We start from the raw sequence: 15481 nt of genomic DNA on the forward strand, positions 1-15481 counted from the left end.
CTCAGTCCTTCCTCGCGTAGCGCACGCGCGGGTCGATGAGCGTGAAGGCGATGTCGGTGAGCAGCAGCGCCGTCAGGGCGACGAGCCCGGTGATCATGACACCGGCCTCGAGCACGAAGATGTCCTTCTCCTGCGTCGCCGTCACCAGCAGCTCCCCGAGCCCCGGGTAGCCGAACAGCGTCTCGACGACGGCGCTCCCGCCCAGGAGTGCGCCCAGATACACGCCGAGCAGCGACACGGTGGGGATGAGCGCGTTGCGGGCGACGTGCCCGCCGAACAGGGCGGGGCCGCGCACGCCCTTCACGACGGCGGTCCGGTAGAACTGCGAGCCGGTCGTCTCGACGACGCCGGTCCGCGTCATCCGCGCGACCACCGACACGTAGCCGAGGGCGAGGGTGATCGCCGGAAGGGTCATCGCGCGCAGCTGCGGCAGGAACCCCTCGCCGACGCCCGCACCCGACTGGATCGGCAGCACCGGCAGCAGCAGCGCGAACACGATGAGCAGCACCACCCCGACAACGAACTCGGGCACCGAGGCGAGCGACATGAGCAGGACGGTCAGCGCCCTGTCGGTGCGGGATCCCTCGGTGCGCGCCTGGAGCACCCCGAGGCCGAGCGCCACCGGCACGAGGATCGCGAACGCGAAGAGTCCGAGCGCGAACGAGTTGAGCAGCCGCTCGAGCACGAGCCCGACCACCGGATCCCCGTAGACCAGGCTCGTGCCCCAGTCGCCGGTGGCGAACCCGCCGAGCCAGGCGAGGTAGCGGGCCACCAGCGGCCCGTCCAGCCCGCGCTCGGCGTTCCACGCCTGCACCTGATCGAGCGTCGCGTACGGACCGAGTGCGTTGCGACCAGGGTCGCCCGGCACCACCTGCACCAGCCAGAACACGAGCACGGAGACGACCAGCAGCACCAGCGGAATCTGCACGGCCCGCTGGCCGATGATCCGGTAGTGCTGCCGGCCGCCTCCCATGCCCGTCACTCCGAGATCGAGACGCCCGCGAACGAGTACCCGGTGTCGAAGTCGAGGTCGCCGGCGAACTCGCCCTCGATCCGCGTGCTCTGCAGCACGCTGCCCTTCGCGAAGGTCGGGATGATCACCGGCAGGTCGGACCACTGGATCGCCGCGATGTCATCGGCCAGGCCCTGGCGCTCTGCCTCGTCGGTGGTGGCGTCGAAGCTCTGGCCGAGCTGCTCGATCTCCGGGTTCGCGTAGTGCGAGGCGTTCCACGCCGCATCCGCCGTGTAGATCAGCGAGATGTACTGCGACGGAGCGCGCTTGGCCCAGTTCGTGATGGTGAGCGGCGCGTTCAGCCACGGGGTGGCATCGCCGTCGGCGTAGTACTGCTCGCCCGTCAGCACGTCGAGGTCGACCTCGAAGCCGGGGACGGCGTTGAGCTGCTGCTGCAGCACCTCGCCGTACAGCTGGTTGTCCGTCGTGATCGTGAACGAGACGGTGCGGCCGTCGAGCAGCTCGGCGACCTTGTCGAGATCCTGCTCGCGCTGCTCCAGCCCCGCCGGCTGCAGCTCGTAGTCGGGGAAGAACGTGACGTCGTTGGCGATGTCGGCGTTGCCCTCGTACACGTTGTCGATGAGCCCCTGTCGGTCGATCGCCCACGCGAGCGCCTCCCGGACGGCCGGATCGTCGAACGGCGCGGCTTCGACGTTCAGGAAGATGCCGTCGAACTTGTTGTAGCCGGACGAGATCACCTGGTACTGCGACTCGTCGACGGCGGCGGCGACATCCGACGTGAGCGCGATGCGGTCGATCTCGCCGGCCTGGAAGGCGAGCAGCGACGCCTGCGAGTCGTCGTAGATCTTCAGCTCGACGCCGTCCACGAGGATGTCGTCGGCATCCCAGTAGTCGGGGTTCTTCACGTAGGTGGCGCCCTCGCCGACGGTGTAGTCCTCGAGGAGGAACTGGCCGGCGCCCACGGGGTTGTCCAGCCACGTGCCTGGTTCGTAGTCCGCCGGAAGGATGCCCGTGTTCGTGCCGGTGAGCAGCAGCGGGAAGTCCGAGAACGCCCGGGCCAGCGTGAAGACCACCGTGCCGTCGCCGTCCGCGGCGACCGAGTCGAGGATGCCCTCGAAGGCGCTCCGACCCGCCGACAGGCTGTCCTCGCCGGTGATCGCCTCGAACGTCGCGACCACGTCGGCCGACGTGACCGGCGAGCCGTCGTTGAACAGCGCGCCCTCGCGGAGCGTCACCGTCCAGGTGAGGCCGTCCTCCGACGCCTCCCAGGCCGTCGCCAGGCGCGGGTTCAGCGCCCCGTCGGCGTCGAGGCTCACGAGCGGCTCGGTGACCAGGCCGCTGATGAGCTGGGCGTTGTAGTCGGCGACGGTCAGCGGGTCGATCTCGGACCCGGGGTCGGTGATCGGGATGCGGTAGACGGCGTCGGCGTCGCTGTTCGCCGCGGTGTTCGTGGTGTCGGTGCCGGTCGCGCAGCCGGCGAGCGCGACGGTGACGGCGCCGACGGCGAGCGCCGCGACGGCGGCGCGCGCTCCCGGACTGAATCGGGTGCTGGTCATGATGGGGTTCCTCTCGGTCGGGTCAGCCGGCGCGCAGGGCGGCCGGCTCGAGCTGTGTCAGGGAATCGTGGGATGGGCGAGGGCACGCGGCCAATCGGCGATGACGTCCGGCGACACCCGGTGTCACACGGCGTCACGCGCGGGCTGCGATCGTCCGGCCTGGACGCCGTCGACCTCGACCGTCACGCGCTCGGAGTAGAAGGCGACCCGCCCGGCGAGCGCGCTCACCGCCTCGAGCGGGTCGGGGTACGACCACGCGATCTCGCGTTCGGGGTCGCCGACCGTCGCCCAGTATTCGGTCGCCTCCCCCTTGTAGGGGCACTCGCTCCAGCGGTCGACGCTCTCCAGCTCACCCGACACCACGTCCTCGCGCGGCAGATAATAGCGGGGCGGCAGCCCGGTCTCGTAGACGATCACGCTGGCGACGGAGTCGGCGAGCACCCTGTCGCCGTCGCGCACCACGATGCGACGGCTCGAGCGGAGCGTGTCGACGCGGCTGTGCGGGTCGCGGGGGTGCGCGAACACCCTCTCGTCCTCCTCGGTCCAGCGGTCGAGCACACCGGGATACCAGGTGACCCCGAAGAAGCCGTCCAGGCCGTCGTGGTCCCACACCCAGGCGACCGCGGGGATGCGGCGTTCTTCGAGCTGCAGATCGAACCAGCGGCGGGCGGGCGTCTTGGGCCGGTAGTAGGCCTCGCGGGGCGCCTCGCCCGGCACCAGCAGGTCGGTGCGCACATCGGCGGCGGGGAACCCGTACTCGGGCACCTTCGCGCCCGGCTCCCACACCAGGATCGGCCGGCGGCTGTCGACCACGGCGACCTCCCCGCCCGGGCCCGCGGCATACCCGCGCAGCCACCGCTGGCTGGGCTCCCACGTCCAGGTGGCGGGCGGCGGAGGGTCGCGGCGCACGAGGGCCGGCGACGAGACGGGCCGGACCGGAACGGTCCGGCCCGTGGCGGGTGCGGTGGGTGCAGTCAGGATCTCGGTCATGGCGGCCATGAAAGCCCCTCCCCGGCGCGGGCGGGCGCGCATTGCGCGAGGTGACATCGCATGTCGTTCCGTGACGAACGATCGGATGCTGTCGCCCCCGGCCGACCTACTGTGACGGCCATGTCCTTTACATCCGCGCCCGCAGTGCAGGCGCTGCGCATCGGCCTGTTCGCGCACCTCGCCGAGCACCGCGCCGCCGTCGAGCAGACCTACCTCGACTTCCTCGAGCTGTTCGAGTTCGGCGAGCGGGTCGGCGTGGAATCCGCCTGGGTGCGCCAGTTCCACCTCGCCAAGCCGGCGGCCGGCCGATTCGGCGGCCTGCCGTCGCCGTTCGTCTTCCTCGGCGTGCTCGCCGGGCGCACGACCACGCTGCGCCTGGGCACCGCGGCCGTGACCCTCCCGCTGGAGCTGCCGCTGCGGGTGGCGGAGGATGCGGCCGTGCTCGATGCGCTGAGCGGCGGCCGGGTCGAGCTGGGCCTCGCGAACGGCGGGCAGCCCGATCTCGTCTCGCGGCTCGGCCTGCCCGCCGCGGAGGACCCCGTCGCCCGGCGCCGCAGCTATCTGGACAAGGTCGACGAGGTCGCCGCCGCGCTCCGCGGCGAGGCCATCACCGCCGACGGCGAGGTCATCGTGCCGGCGCGCCCTGGGCTCGCCGACCGGATCTGGCAGGCCACCCTCACCGAGCGCAGCGCGTTCGAGGCGGGCCAGCGCGGCGAGGGCGTGCTGATCGGCACCACCCAGGTCGTGCCGGCCGAGGTGTCGGCCGCGGCCTACCACCGGGGGCTCGCCGACGGGGTCCCGCCCCGCCTCGGCCTGTCGACCTGGATCTTCCCCGGCCGCGACCGCGACGAGGCGCTGCGTCGCGCCGAACACGGCCTTCGCGCCAAGTGGGAGTGGGCGAAGGACTTCCTCCCCCGCGCCGACTCCGTCGCCCAGATCGCCGAGCGCCTCAACCTGCACTACGGCAGCCCGGCCGACATCGCCGCATCCATCTCCGGCCATCCCGCGTTCGGCCACACGACGCAGCTGCAGCTGCAGCTGGACGGTCTGTACCGGAACCTCGACGAGCAGAAGGAGGCGCTGGGGCTGTTCACCTCCCAGGTCGCCCCCGAGCTGGGCTGGGCGCGTGAGGCGGTGGCAGCATGACCCGCACACCGCTCATCTTCGCCGCCGGCGTCTTCTACCCGGGCGGCGAGCACATCACCGGCTGGCGATCGCCCGCGGCGGAGCCGACCGCGTACCTCGACATCGACTACTACACCCGGTTCGCGCAGACGGCGGAGGCCGGGCGGTTCGCGACGCTGTTCCTCGCCGACGAGCTGTACGTGTGGGACCGCTTCCGATCGGGCATCGACCACGGCGTCAACGTCCGGCTCGAGCCGTTCACCCTGTTGAGCGCACTGTCGCAGGTCACCTCGCGGATCGGGCTCGCCGCGACGGTGTCGACGACCTACAACGAGCCGTACCACGCGGCCCGCAAGCTCGCCTCGCTCGACCACCTCAGCGCCGGCCGCGCCGCCTGGAACCTGGTGACGAGCGCGAGCGACGAGGAGGCCCGCAACTTCGGCCGCGAGGCGCACCTCGAGCACGCCACCCGCTACCGTCGGGGCGCCGAGTTCGTCGAGGTCGTCAACGGCCTGTGGGACAGCTGGGACGACGACGCCTTCGTCTTCGACAAGCGCTCCGGCCGGTTCGCCGACCGCTCGAAGCTGCACGTCCTCGACCACCGCGGCGACCACTTCGCGGTGCGCGGGCCCCTCAACATCCCGCGCCCCGTGCAGGGGCACCCTCCCCTGTTCCAGGCCGGCGCGTCTGAGGCGGGCCGCGACCTCGCCGGACGCACCGCCGACGCGGTGTTCACGCTCGGCGGCGGCGACCTCGCCGGGGGCAGGGCGCAGTACGACGACTACAAGCGCCGCGCGGTCGCCGCGGGGCGCACCGGCGACGACCTGTCCGTGCTGCCGTGGTTCTCGCCGATCATCGGCGCGACCGCGGCCGAGGCGGAGGAGCGCTTCCGCGAGCTCGCCCGGCTGACGCCCGACCGCGTGCAGGTCGACCTGCTCTCGCACTACCTGGGCCATGACCTCGGCGACCGCGACCTCGACGGGCCGTTCGACTTCGAGTTCGACCTGGACTCGTTCAACCAGTCCAAGTCGGGCTACGCGGCGATCCAGTCGCTGAGCGCGCAAGGGTCGTTCACCATCCGCGAGCTGGCGTGGGAGGTGCTGCGCCGCAGGTTCACGCTCGGCACGCCCGACACCCTCGCCGCCCACCTCATCGAGCAGTACGAGCAGCGCGCGGCCGACGGCTTCATCCTGATGGCGCCGACGCTGCCCGACACGCTCGAGGCGTTCGTGGGCGAGATCGTCCCCCGCCTCACCGACCACGGCATCTACCCCGCCGAGTACGAGGGAGACACCCTGCGCGATCATCTGGGGCTCGCGCGACCGAGAGGAAGGTACGCGGCATGAGCCGTCGACTGCTGCTGGGGGCGTTCCTGTTCCACCCGGGCGGATCGCACGTGTCGGGCTGGCGCCACGAGAGCGCCGAGCCGCACCGCCACGTCGACATCGACTACTACGCCGGGTTCGCGCAGACCGCCGAGCGGGGAGTCTTCGACACGATCTTCCTGGCCGACGGCCTCTACTTCTGGGACCGGTTCGCCTCCGGCGTCGACCACTACGGGCAGACCCGCCTCGAGCCGCTCACCCTGCTGTCGGCCCTCGCCGTGCGCACGTCCCGCATCGGGCTGGCGGCGACCGTCTCCACGAGCTACAACGAGCCCTACCACGTGGCCCGCGCGCTCGCCTCGCTCGACCACATCAGCCGGGGCCGCGCGGCATGGAACCTGGTGACCTCCCGCTACGACGAGGAGGCTCGCAACTTCGGCGGCGACGCGCACCTCGACCACGCCCTGCGCTACGAGCGCGGCGCCGAGTTCGTGCGCGTCGTGCAGCAGCTGTGGGACAGCTGGGCCGACGACGCGATCCTCGCCGATCGCGAGAGCGGGCTCTTCGCCGACGCGAGCCGCCTGTACACGCCCGACCACCGCGGCGACCACTTCACCGTGCGCGGCCCGCTGAACGTGACGCGCCCGCCGCAGGGCTACCCCGTCCTGTTCCAGGCGGGCGGATCGGCCGCCGGCCAGGATCTGGCCGCCGCCACCGCCGACGCCGTGTTCGCCCGTGCGCTGCCGATCGACGCCGCCCGCGCCTTCTACGCCGGGCTCAAGGCGCGCGTCGTCGCGGCCGGCCGTGAGGCGGACGACGTCTCGATCCTCCCGTCGCTGCGCCCCGTCGTGGCGGAGACGGATGCTGCCGCCCGGCGCCTCGCGGAGGAGATCCTCGCCTCGACGCCCGACGCGATCATCGTCGAGGACGTCGCGCATTCGATCGGCCAGCCCCTCTCGGCGGACCCGGACGCACCGATCGACTTCGCGCCGAGCGTCGACATCGCCAACGAGTCGCAGTCGCCCAACCGCCGCGTGGCGCGCCTCGTAGCCGGCGAGCGGCTGACGCCCCGCGAGCTGTATGCGGAGGAGTTCTGGGAGTCGGTCGCGGTGGGGTCGCCGACCGCCATCGCCGACGAGATCGAGGAGCGCTTCGCGACCAGGGCGGCCGACGGCTTCATCGTGCAGGCGCTCACGCAGCCGCTCGGATTCGAGCAGTTCGTCGACCTGGTCGTGCCCGAGCTGCAGCGCCGCGGACTCACCCGCACCGCCTACGAGGAGACCACGCTGCGTGAGCGACTCGGCATCGCGCGCCCGGCGCGCGGGGTCTGGGCAGAGCCGGCGGGGGCGCTCGCATGACCGACCCGCAGTGGGGCTTCGCGACCAGACAGGTCCACGCGGGCCTCGACGACACCGACCCGCACCGCCCGCGCGCCACGCCGATCCATCTGACCGCAGGGTTCGTCTTCGACGACTTCGACCAGGGCCACGCCCGGTTCACGGGCACCGACGACGGCTACAGCTACTCTCGGGTCGGCAACCCGACGGTCGCAGCCGCCGAGCGTCGGATCGCCGACCTGGAGGGCGGGATCGGCGGCCTGCTGGTCGCCAGCGGCCAGGCCGCCACCTCGACGGCCGTGCTCGGGCTCGTCTCCAGCGGCGAGCACATCCTGTCGTCGTCGAGCATCTACGAGGGCACCAGGGAGCTGTTCCGCGACGACCTGGCCCGCCTCGGCATCGCCTCGGACTTCGTCGAGGACCACAACGATCTCGCGGCGTGGGAGGGCGGCATCCGTCCCTCCACGCGCGCCCTGTTCGCCGAGTCGATCCCCAACCCCAAGAACGACGTGCTCGACGTGCGGGCGCTCGCCGACCTGGCGCACCGGCACGGCATCCCGCTGATCATCGACAACACGCTCGCGACACCGTATCTGCTGCGCCCGCTCGAGCACGGCGCCGACATCGTCGTGCACTCGGCGAGCAAGTTCCTCGCCGGTCACGGCACGGTGCTCGGCGGCGTCATCGTCGACGGCGGGCGGTTCGAGTGGCAGCCCGATCGCTACCCGCAGCTCGCGCGCGACCGCGGACACGACGGACGCACCGTGGTCGAGCGCGCCGGCCGGTTCGCTCTGCTCGAGTACGCCCGCCGCGTCGCCATGCGGTACGGCCCCGTGCCGTCGCCGCTGAACGCCTTCCTCATCCAGCAGGGCGTCGAGACGCTGTCGCTGCGGGTGCAGCGGCAGTCGTCCACCGCGCTGCGCATCGCGGAGTGGCTCGCAGAGCAGCCCGCTGTCGAGTCGGTCGACTACAGCGGTCTTCCCACCAGCCCGCACCACGCGCTCGCCCAGCGCTACCTGCCGCGCGGTCAGGGCTCGGTGTTCTCGTTCACGGTGCAGGGCGGCCGCGAGGGCGCGCGCACGTTCACCGATGCGCTGCGCCTGTTCACCCGCATGACGCACCTCGGCGACACGCGGTCGCTCGTGCTGCACCCCGCCACCACCACCCACCATCTGCGCACCGACGACGAGCTGGCCGCTCGCGGGATCGGGCAGGGGCTGCTGCGCCTGTCGATCGGCATCGAGGAGCCGGAAGACCTCATCGCCGACCTCGACCAGGCGCTCGCCGCCGTCGCCGCGGAAGAACTCCTCACCAGAGCAGGACTGACATGACCCGACCCCAGCACTTCGGCTGGTTCCTCTCCCGCGGCTTCGGCCCGCACGGCTGGGCACGGCCCTACTACGAGTGGGGCTACCAGTGGCAGCGGCCCGACCTGTACCAGCAGTCCGCACGGGAGCTCGAGCAGGCAGGGTTCGACTTCGTGCTCATCGAGGACGCCCTCTCGATCGGCATCACCCCCGACACCCTGGGTCTGCGGGTACGTAAGGCCTATGGGGGTCCGAAGCACGACCCGTGGACGCTCGCGCCGTACCTGTTCGCCGCGACGCAGCACCTCGGGGTGATCCCGACGGCGAACCCGGCATCCCACCACCCGTACCTCGCGGCGCGGCAGTTCGCCTCCCTGCAGCACCTGTCCGCGAGCCGGCTCGGCATCAACGTCGTCACCGACGTGGGCAGCGCTCACCACTTCGGCACGGACCGCCTGCCGCACGACGCCGCCTACGACCGTGCGCAGGAGTGGCTCGACGCGCTCCGGCTGCTCTGGCACAGCTGGGACGACGACGCGCTCATCGCCGACCCGCACACGCAGATCTACGCCGACGGCTCCAAGATCCGGGCCGTCCAGCACCGCGGCGAGTACTTCTCCTTCGACGGCCCGCTGAACGCCGAGCCCCTCCCGGCCGGCGACCCGGTCGTCGCCTCCCCCGGCGGTTCGCCGCGGGGCATCGACTTCGCCGGCACCAACTCGCAGATCCAGCTCGCACTGTCGAACCTCGACGTCGCCAGCATCCGCTCCTATCGCCAGAAGGTCCGCGACTCGGCGGCCGCACACGGCCGCGACCCCGACGAGATCAAGGTGCTCTTCGTCATCAAGCCCATCGTGGCGCCGAGCGTCGAGGAGGCCGACCGCATCGTCCGAGCCTCCGAGACACCGGACGACGGTGTGCTGCGCGAAGTGGCCGAGGCATGGTCCAGCGATCTGGAGACCGATCTCACGGCGCTCGACCTCGATCGCCCGCTCGACCCGGCGATCTTCGGCGACCACGTGTCCAAGGGCACGATCCGCGGGCTGCAGGGCGGCTTCGACTCCTTCGCCGACGTGCCGCTGCGCGCCATCCTGGCCGGCAAGGCGCGCCTCGGCCGGGTCACCGACGGGCGGGGCGGCACGGTGGGCACCGCCGACGAGATCGCCGATGTCATCGAAGAGCTCGGCGACGACGCGGGCAACGACGGCTTCATCTTCTCGGGCGACCTTCACCCCGTGACCATCCACCGCAACCTCGACGAGCTGGTCCCGATCCTGCGCCGGCGCGGCATCCTCCGCGCGGACTACTCCGGCGGAGGGCTGGCCGCGAACCTCGGGTCGTTCTGAGCCTGGTTCCGGCTCAGAGCGCGGCGAGGGCGGCGTCGAGGTCGGCGAGCAGGTCTTCGGCCGACTCGATGCCGACCGACAGGCGCACGACCTCCTCGGGCACGGCGAGCTCGGTGCCGCGCACCGAGGCGTGGGTCATCGCGTCTGGGTAGTTGACGAGCGACTCCACGCCGCCGAGCGACTCGGCCAGCTGGAACACCCTGGTCGACTCCGCGAACCGCCTGGCCGCGGCCCCGTCGGCGAGCGCGACCGACACGATGCCGCCGAAGGCGCTCATCTGCGCGCGGGCGATGTCGTGGCCGGGGTGCTGCGGCAGCCCCGGGTAGTACACCCGGGCGACCCGGTCGTGCCCTGCGAGGAACTCGGCGATCTCCTGCGCGTTCTCGCTGTGCCGCTGCATGCGCAGCGCGAGGGTCTTGATGCCCCGGGTGGTGAGCCACGCGTCCAGCGGCCCGGACACCGCGCCCACGGCGTACTGCAGGAACTTCACCTTCTCAGCGAGCGCGTCGTCGCTGAGCACCAGGGCGCCGCCGACGACGTCGGAGTGGCCGCCGATGTACTTCGTGGTGGAGTGCACGACCACGTCGGCGCCGAGGGAGAGCGGGCGCTGCAGCGCGGGTGAGGCGAACGTGTTGTCCACCACGACGAGGGCGCCGACGTCGTGGCCGAGGCGGACGAGCCCGGCGATGTCGGTGATGCGCAGCAGCGGGTTGCTCGGCGTCTCGACCCAGACGATCTGCGACGGGTGCTCCGCGAGGGCGGCGGCGACGGCATCCAGGTCGCTCATGTCGACGATGCGAAGGCGCACCCCCCACGGACCCAGGATGCGGGAGAGCAGGCGATAGGTTCCGCCGTAGACGTCGCTGCCGAGCAGCACCTCGTCTCCCGGCTGGAGCGCGGCGCGGAGCAGCGCGTCCTCTGCGGCGAGGCCCGACGCGAACGAGAACGCGTGCGCACCGCCCTCGATGGCCGCCAGCTGCGCTTCGAGCGCCGTGCGGGTGGGGTTGCCGCTGCGGCCGTACTCGTAGCCGCCGCGGAGTCCGCCGATGCCGTCCTGGGCATACGTCGTGGAGAAGTGCACGGGCGGGATGACCGCGCCGGTGGTCGGGTCGAACTCCTGGCCGGCGTGCACGGCGAGGCTGTCGAAGCCGCGAAGGTGGTCGATGCTCATGCGTTGCTCCCGGGGGTGTCGTGCGTGTCGATAGGGGTGTCGAAGCCGTGTGCGGACATCCAGTCGTCGTCGAAGATCCTGGACAGGTAGGCGCGGCCGTGGTCGGGCAGCAGCACGACGACCACGGCGTCATCGTCGAGGTCGCGGGCGGTGCGGAGGGCGGCGACGACCGCCATGCCGCTGGAGCCGCCGACGAGCAGGCCCTCCTCGCGGGCGAGTCTGCGGGTCATCGCGAACGACTCGGCGTCGCCGACGCGGTGGAACTCGTCCACCACGGTCCGGTCGTACGTCTCCGGCCAGAAATCCTCGCCGACGCCCTCGACCAGGTAGCCGTGCACCGGGCCGCCCGAATAGATCGAGCCCTCCGGATCGGCGCCGACCACGCGCACGCGGCCGTCCGAGACCTCGTGCAGGTAGCGGCCGGTGCCGCTGATGGTGCCGCCGGTGCCGACGCCCGCCACGAAGTGGGTGATGCGGCCGTCGGTGTCGCGCCAGATCTCGGGGCCGGTGGTCTCGTAGTGGCTGCGGGGGCCGTTCTGGTTCGCGAACTGGTTGGGCTTGAACGCTCCCGGGATCTCGCGGGCGAGCCGATCGGACACGCTGTAGTAGGAACGCGGATCCTCCGGCTCGACGTGCGTGTCGGTGACAACGACCTCGGCGCCGTACGCCTCCAGCACCGCGACCTTCTCTCCCGCGAACTTGTCGGGCACGACGAAGATCATCCGGTACCCGCGCTGCAGTGCCGCGATCGCGAGCCCGACGCCGGTGTTGCCGCTGGTCGGCTCGACGATCGTCCCGCCCGGCCGCAGCAGCCCGTCGCGCTCGGCGGCGTCGAGGATGCGCGCGGCGATGCGGTCCTTGGCGGAACCGCCCGGGTTGAAGTACTCGACCTTCGCGAGCACCGTCGCGCCGATGCCGTCGGTGACGTGGTTCAGGCGGACGAGCGGGGTGTTGCCGACGAGATCGGCGATGCTGTGGGCGTAACGCACGGAGGTGCTCCTGGGAGAGGCCGCGCGGAGGGCGCGGCGGCTGTCGGGGGTCGGCGAAGAAGTGCGGAGGGCACTCAGCGACAGCAACGACAGGTCAGCACGGGCACCACCCTACGCGGTCCGCGACGCCGGCGCGACCGGCTCAGGCGCATCGTGACGCACGGTTACCGCGCATTGCGCAGCGGCTTGTCCCGCCAGGCGGAGCCCGCTTCAATCGCGGGGGATGAAGGAGACCGGATGCCGTCGATCGTCGTCGTAGTGGGCAACCCGCAGTCGCACTCGCGCACGCGCCTCGTCGCAGAGGAGGTGGCCGGGCAGCTCGCCGAGCGCGCAGGGCGGGACGTCTCGGTCGACGAGACGATCGAGCTCGCGGACGTGGCCGACGAGCTCTTCACCTTCCCGTCTGATCGGATCGATGCCCTCCTCGCCCGAGTGGCCGCCGCCGACGTGGCGGTGATCGCGAGCCCCACCTACAAGGCGAGCTACACCGGGCTGCTGAAGGCGTTCCTCGACCGGTACGGCGCAGACGCGCTCGCGTCCGTGACCGCCGTGCCGGTGCTCACCATCGGCGCGCCCACCCACGCGCTGGCCGTCGAGGTGGCGCTGCGTCCGCTGCTGGTGGAGCTCGGCGCCTCGGTGCCGACGCGCGGCATCGCCTTCCCGGCCGGTGCGGTCGAGGAGCGTGCGCGCATCGTCGGCGAGTGGGCCGATGCGGCGTGGCCGCACATCGGGCCCGTGCTCAGACGGCGCTGATCGCGCCGATCGGCTCGGCTCCCGTCGAGATGGGCCGGCCGCGCGTGCGCGACCACTGGCTCCACGAACCGGGGAAGACGAGGGCGTCGACGCCGGCGAGCGCGAACGCGAGCGCCGAATGGGTCGCCGCGATGCCCGAGCCGCAGTAGAGCGCGACGGGCACCCCCGCCGCGATCCCGTGCGCCGCGAGGGTGGCCCGGATCTCGTCGGGCGTGCGGAAGCGTCCGGCCGAGTCGATGTGCGAGATGGTCGGGATGTTGATCGCCCCCGGGATGTGCCCGGCTGCGGGGTCGAACGCGGCGGTGCGCCCGCGGTAGTGCTCGGGCGCGCGCACGTCGACGAGGATGCCGGTCTGCGGCAGTCGCGCCGCCTCGTCGATCGTCACGGTGCCCGGATCGGTGTCGGTGAGCTCCACGTCGCCGGGTGCGACGGCGCGGTCGCCGCTCTCGAGCGGCAAGCCCGCCTGCACCCAGGCGCGGAAGCCGCCGTCGAGGAGCGACACCTCGATGCCGCGCCGGCGCAGCAGCCACCACGCCCTGGCCGCGGCGACGCCGTCGTTGTCGTCGTACACGACGACGAGGTCGCCCGCGTGGACGCCCCAGCGGCGCAGCGAAGCGCCCAGCGCGTCGACGCTCGGCAGCGGGTGACGCCCTTCCTCCGGGTGCCCGCGCCGGGTGAGCTCACGCTCGAGGTCGACGTACACCGCGCCGGGCAGGTGCCCGGCGAGGTAGGCGGGGCGTCCCTCCGGCTCGTCGAGCCGCCAGCGCACGTCGAGCAGCCGCACGGCGCGACCGCCATCGAGCTGCGCGGTGAGATCTCCGACGCTGATCAGGTGGGACATAGCACGAGTCTCCCGGCGGAGCCGCCCGGGGCGTGAGCGTCGATGAAACATGGCGCAAACAGACGACCACGTCCGACACATTGCGTCTCGCGCACCGGGGGTCACAGCTCGGAGGCGTAGCGTCGCGGCATGACCTCGACGACATCCCCGCAGCCTTCCGACACCGACGCCGCCACTCGGCCGCGCCGGCACGGGCTCGGTCCGTCGCTGTCGGCCGATGACTTCAAGTCGCTGTTCCGCGGACACCCCGGCGGGGTCGCGGTGATCACCGCAGAGGGCGAGGACGGGCCGGTCGCGCTCACCGCCACCTCGGTGTCGTCCGTCAGCGCCGACCCGCCGCTGCTCGTGTTCTCGCTGTCGGCGCTCTCGTCGGCGACGGCCACCGTGGCGTCGGCCGCCACGATCGTCGTGCACCTGCTGGACGTGCACGACATCGAGCTCGCCCAGCTGGGCGCGACGAGCGGCGTCGACCGCTTCGCCGACCCCGGCCGCTGGACCCGGCTGGTATCGGGCGAACCGGTGTACAACGGCGTGCGCGCCTGGGTGCGGTGCGCCGTGGTGAGCCGGATGGAGGCGGGCGGCTCGACCGTCATCGCCGCGCACGCGCTGCAGTCGAGCATCGCCCGCGACGTCCCGGCGGGAGAGCCGGGCGACGCCCTGGTCTATCACAACCGCTCCTGGCACCGCCTCGGCGAGCACTCCCGCATCGCCTGAGCGGCGCGGGGCGTGCGGGGCGGGCGCCCCGGTCAGTCGAAGACGACGACCACCTTGTCGGTGGCGCCGGGCGTGGAAGCCAGGGCGAGGGCACGGTCGGCCTCGTCGAACGGCAGCACGTCGCTGATGATGTGCTGGTACTTCTCCCAGTGCTCGATGATCGAGTCCGTCACCTCGAAGATCTCGGTCGGGTAGCCCATCGACATGCGGATGTCGATCTCGCTGGTGAGGATCGCCTGGAAGTCGATCTCGACGGGCTTCTTGTGCACGGCGACGATCGTCAGCACCGCACGGTTCCTCGCCGCGGCGAGCACCGTCTCCACGACGACAGCCGCGCCCGCGGCATCGAAGTAGACGTCGGTCGCGGGCTTCGACGGGCGCCCCATGAACCCGGGCACCTCGCCGTGCAGCTCCTTGAGCCGCGCGACGACGTCCTCCTCCGCAGAGTTGATGACCGCATCCACCCCGACCTTCAGCGCCTTCTCGAGGCGGTTGGGCACCATGTCGACGACGACGACGTGTGCGACGCCCTTGCTCTTGAAGCCGATCGCCGCGCCGAGGCCGACGGGGCCCGCACCGAAGACGACCACCTTCGAGCCCTCGCCCGCGCCCGAGCGGTTGACGCCGTGGTACGCGACGGCCATCGGCTCGTTCAGCGCGGCCACCTCCCAGGGGATCTCCGCGGGGATCACCCGGAAGTGCACGCCGGCCTGCGCGTCGAACAGCACGACCTCGGGCGAGAGGGCGCCCTGCGCGCCGCCGCTGCCGATGATGCCGTCGCGCGCGGCCATGGGGTTGATGACGACGTGGTCGCCGACCGCGACGCCGTGGACATTGGCTCCGACCTCGACGACCTCGCCCGCAGGCTCGTGGCCGAGCGGGGTCTGCCCCTGCCGCGGCGGGATGCCGCCGACGTGCACGTACAGCGAGTCGGACCCGCAGATGCCGCACGCCTTGATCCGCACGACCACGTCTGCCGGGCCCGCGACGGGGCGCTCGGTCTCCACCCACTCGGCCGTGCCGGGTGCGGTCACCATCAGTGTCTTCATGCCCT

General features: G+C 72.0%; 14 protein-coding genes. 7 read left to right on the forward strand and 7 right to left on the reverse strand.

Translation table 11 applies throughout. The features are described 5' to 3' along the window. Position 1: 1 nt before the first annotated feature. From Microterr_RS12495 to Microterr_RS12505, 3 genes are all read right to left on the reverse strand, one after another. On the reverse strand, positions 2 to 973 hold the full coding sequence (locus tag Microterr_RS12495) for an ABC transporter permease (RefSeq protein WP_263798754.1): 972 nt from the start codon (positions 971 to 973) through the stop codon (positions 2 to 4). A 5-nt stretch (positions 974 to 978) separates the two neighbouring features. Further along, entirely contained in the window at positions 979 to 2529 is a 1551-nt protein-coding gene (locus tag Microterr_RS12500) for an ABC transporter substrate-binding protein (protein ID WP_263797607.1), read from the reverse strand. A gap of 123 nt (positions 2530 to 2652) precedes the next feature. Then, a complete protein-coding gene (locus Microterr_RS12505; RefSeq protein ID WP_263797606.1) occupies positions 2653 to 3528 on the reverse strand; it encodes a DUF427 domain-containing protein in 876 nt (291 codons plus the stop codon). Between the two features lie 111 nt (positions 3529 to 3639). Here Microterr_RS12505 and Microterr_RS12510 point away from each other — a divergent pair, with 111 nt between their 5' ends. The 5 genes from Microterr_RS12510 to Microterr_RS12530 are packed head-to-tail and all read left to right on the forward strand — an operon-like array spanning position 3640 to position 9959. Continuing rightward, complete coding sequence (locus tag Microterr_RS12510; protein WP_263797605.1) at positions 3640 to 4665, forward strand: LLM class flavin-dependent oxidoreductase; 1026 nt, start codon at positions 3640 to 3642, stop codon at positions 4663 to 4665. Continuing rightward, positions 4662 to 5990 carry an LLM class flavin-dependent oxidoreductase gene (locus Microterr_RS12515; protein ID WP_263797604.1) on the forward strand — a complete coding sequence of 443 codons (1329 nt, stop codon included), beginning with the start codon at positions 4662 to 4664 and terminating at the stop codon, positions 5988 to 5990. Before Microterr_RS12510 ends, Microterr_RS12515 begins: the two co-directional genes overlap by 4 nt. Then, positions 5987 to 7327: an NtaA/DmoA family FMN-dependent monooxygenase gene (locus Microterr_RS12520; protein ID WP_263797603.1), complete on the forward strand. Its 1341-nt coding sequence runs from the start codon at positions 5987 to 5989 to the stop codon at positions 7325 to 7327. The genes Microterr_RS12515 and Microterr_RS12520 overlap by 4 nt, the downstream gene beginning before the upstream one ends. Next, entirely contained in the window at positions 7324 to 8637 is a 1314-nt protein-coding gene (locus tag Microterr_RS12525; RefSeq protein ID WP_263797602.1) for an O-acetylhomoserine aminocarboxypropyltransferase/cysteine synthase family protein, read from the forward strand. Before Microterr_RS12520 ends, Microterr_RS12525 begins: the two co-directional genes overlap by 4 nt. Then, entirely contained in the window at positions 8634 to 9959 is a 1326-nt protein-coding gene (locus Microterr_RS12530) for an NtaA/DmoA family FMN-dependent monooxygenase (protein ID WP_263797601.1), read from the forward strand. Before Microterr_RS12525 ends, Microterr_RS12530 begins: the two co-directional genes overlap by 4 nt. A gap of 13 nt (positions 9960 to 9972) precedes the next feature. On the opposite strand, the gene Microterr_RS12535 is transcribed toward Microterr_RS12530, so the two are convergent. Together Microterr_RS12535 and Microterr_RS12540 are read right to left on the reverse strand one after the other, a co-directional pair. Beyond that, positions 9973 to 11130: a cystathionine gamma-synthase gene (locus Microterr_RS12535; RefSeq protein WP_263797600.1), complete on the reverse strand. Its 1158-nt coding sequence runs from the start codon at positions 11128 to 11130 to the stop codon at positions 9973 to 9975. Beyond that, on the reverse strand, positions 11127 to 12119 hold the full coding sequence (locus Microterr_RS12540) for a pyridoxal-phosphate dependent enzyme (RefSeq protein ID WP_263797599.1): 993 nt from the start codon (positions 12117 to 12119) through the stop codon (positions 11127 to 11129). Before Microterr_RS12540 ends, Microterr_RS12535 begins: the two co-directional genes overlap by 4 nt. Before the next feature lie 237 nt (positions 12120 to 12356). Between Microterr_RS12540 and Microterr_RS12545 the strand changes: the two genes are divergently transcribed. Continuing rightward, positions 12357 to 12872: an NADPH-dependent FMN reductase gene (locus tag Microterr_RS12545; protein WP_263797598.1), complete on the forward strand. Its 516-nt coding sequence runs from the start codon at positions 12357 to 12359 to the stop codon at positions 12870 to 12872. Here Microterr_RS12545 and Microterr_RS12550 read toward each other — a convergent pair. Further along, on the reverse strand, positions 12859 to 13713 hold the full coding sequence (locus tag Microterr_RS12550) for a sulfurtransferase (RefSeq protein ID WP_263797597.1): 855 nt from the start codon (positions 13711 to 13713) through the stop codon (positions 12859 to 12861). The two genes, Microterr_RS12545 and Microterr_RS12550, sit on opposite strands and share 14 nt — an antisense overlap. A 129-nt stretch (positions 13714 to 13842) precedes the next feature. Between Microterr_RS12550 and Microterr_RS12555 the strand changes: the two genes are divergently transcribed. Then, on the forward strand, positions 13843 to 14427 hold the full coding sequence (locus Microterr_RS12555; RefSeq protein WP_263797596.1) for a flavin reductase family protein: 585 nt from the start codon (positions 13843 to 13845) through the stop codon (positions 14425 to 14427). A 32-nt stretch (positions 14428 to 14459) separates the two neighbouring features. Here the strand turns inward: Microterr_RS12555 and Microterr_RS12560 are convergent, their stop codons facing one another. Further along, positions 14460 to 15476: a zinc-dependent alcohol dehydrogenase gene (locus Microterr_RS12560; RefSeq protein ID WP_263797595.1), complete on the reverse strand. Its 1017-nt coding sequence runs from the start codon at positions 15474 to 15476 to the stop codon at positions 14460 to 14462. Positions 15477 to 15481: the final 5 nt, after the last annotated feature.

The organism is Microbacterium terricola, assembly GCF_027943945.1.
GTDB classification, from domain to species: Bacteria; Actinomycetota; Actinomycetes; order Actinomycetales; family Microbacteriaceae; genus Microbacterium; species Microbacterium terricola.

Excerpts from the sequence above, each read along its gene's own strand:
- Microterr_RS12550 (WP_263797597.1), bottom strand. The coding sequence starts at position 13,713 with ATGTCCCACCTGATCAGCGTCGGAGATCTCACCGCGCAGCTCGATGGC.
- Microterr_RS12500 (WP_263797607.1), bottom strand. The coding sequence starts at position 2,529 with ATGACCAGCACCCGATTCAGTCCGGGAGCGCGCGCCGCCGTCGCGGCG.
- Microterr_RS12545 (WP_263797598.1), top strand. The coding sequence starts at position 12,357 with ATGCCGTCGATCGTCGTCGTAGTGGGCAACCCGCAGTCGCACTCGCGC.
- Microterr_RS12560 (WP_263797595.1), bottom strand. The coding sequence starts at position 15,476 with ATGAAGACACTGATGGTGACCGCACCCGGCACGGCCGAGTGGGTGGAG.
- Microterr_RS12535 (WP_263797600.1), bottom strand. The coding sequence starts at position 11,130 with ATGAGCATCGACCACCTTCGCGGCTTCGACAGCCTCGCCGTGCACGCC.
- Microterr_RS12525 (WP_263797602.1), top strand. The coding sequence starts at position 7,324 with ATGACCGACCCGCAGTGGGGCTTCGCGACCAGACAGGTCCACGCGGGC.
- Microterr_RS12530 (WP_263797601.1), top strand. The coding sequence starts at position 8,634 with ATGACCCGACCCCAGCACTTCGGCTGGTTCCTCTCCCGCGGCTTCGGC.
- Microterr_RS12510 (WP_263797605.1), top strand. The coding sequence starts at position 3,640 with ATGTCCTTTACATCCGCGCCCGCAGTGCAGGCGCTGCGCATCGGCCTG.
- Microterr_RS12520 (WP_263797603.1), top strand. The coding sequence starts at position 5,987 with ATGAGCCGTCGACTGCTGCTGGGGGCGTTCCTGTTCCACCCGGGCGGA.
- Microterr_RS12515 (WP_263797604.1), top strand. The coding sequence starts at position 4,662 with ATGACCCGCACACCGCTCATCTTCGCCGCCGGCGTCTTCTACCCGGGC.
- Microterr_RS12505 (WP_263797606.1), bottom strand. The coding sequence starts at position 3,528 with ATGGCCGCCATGACCGAGATCCTGACTGCACCCACCGCACCCGCCACG.
- Microterr_RS12495 (WP_263798754.1), bottom strand. The coding sequence starts at position 973 with ATGGGAGGCGGCCGGCAGCACTACCGGATCATCGGCCAGCGGGCCGTG.
- Microterr_RS12555 (WP_263797596.1), top strand. The coding sequence starts at position 13,843 with ATGACCTCGACGACATCCCCGCAGCCTTCCGACACCGACGCCGCCACT.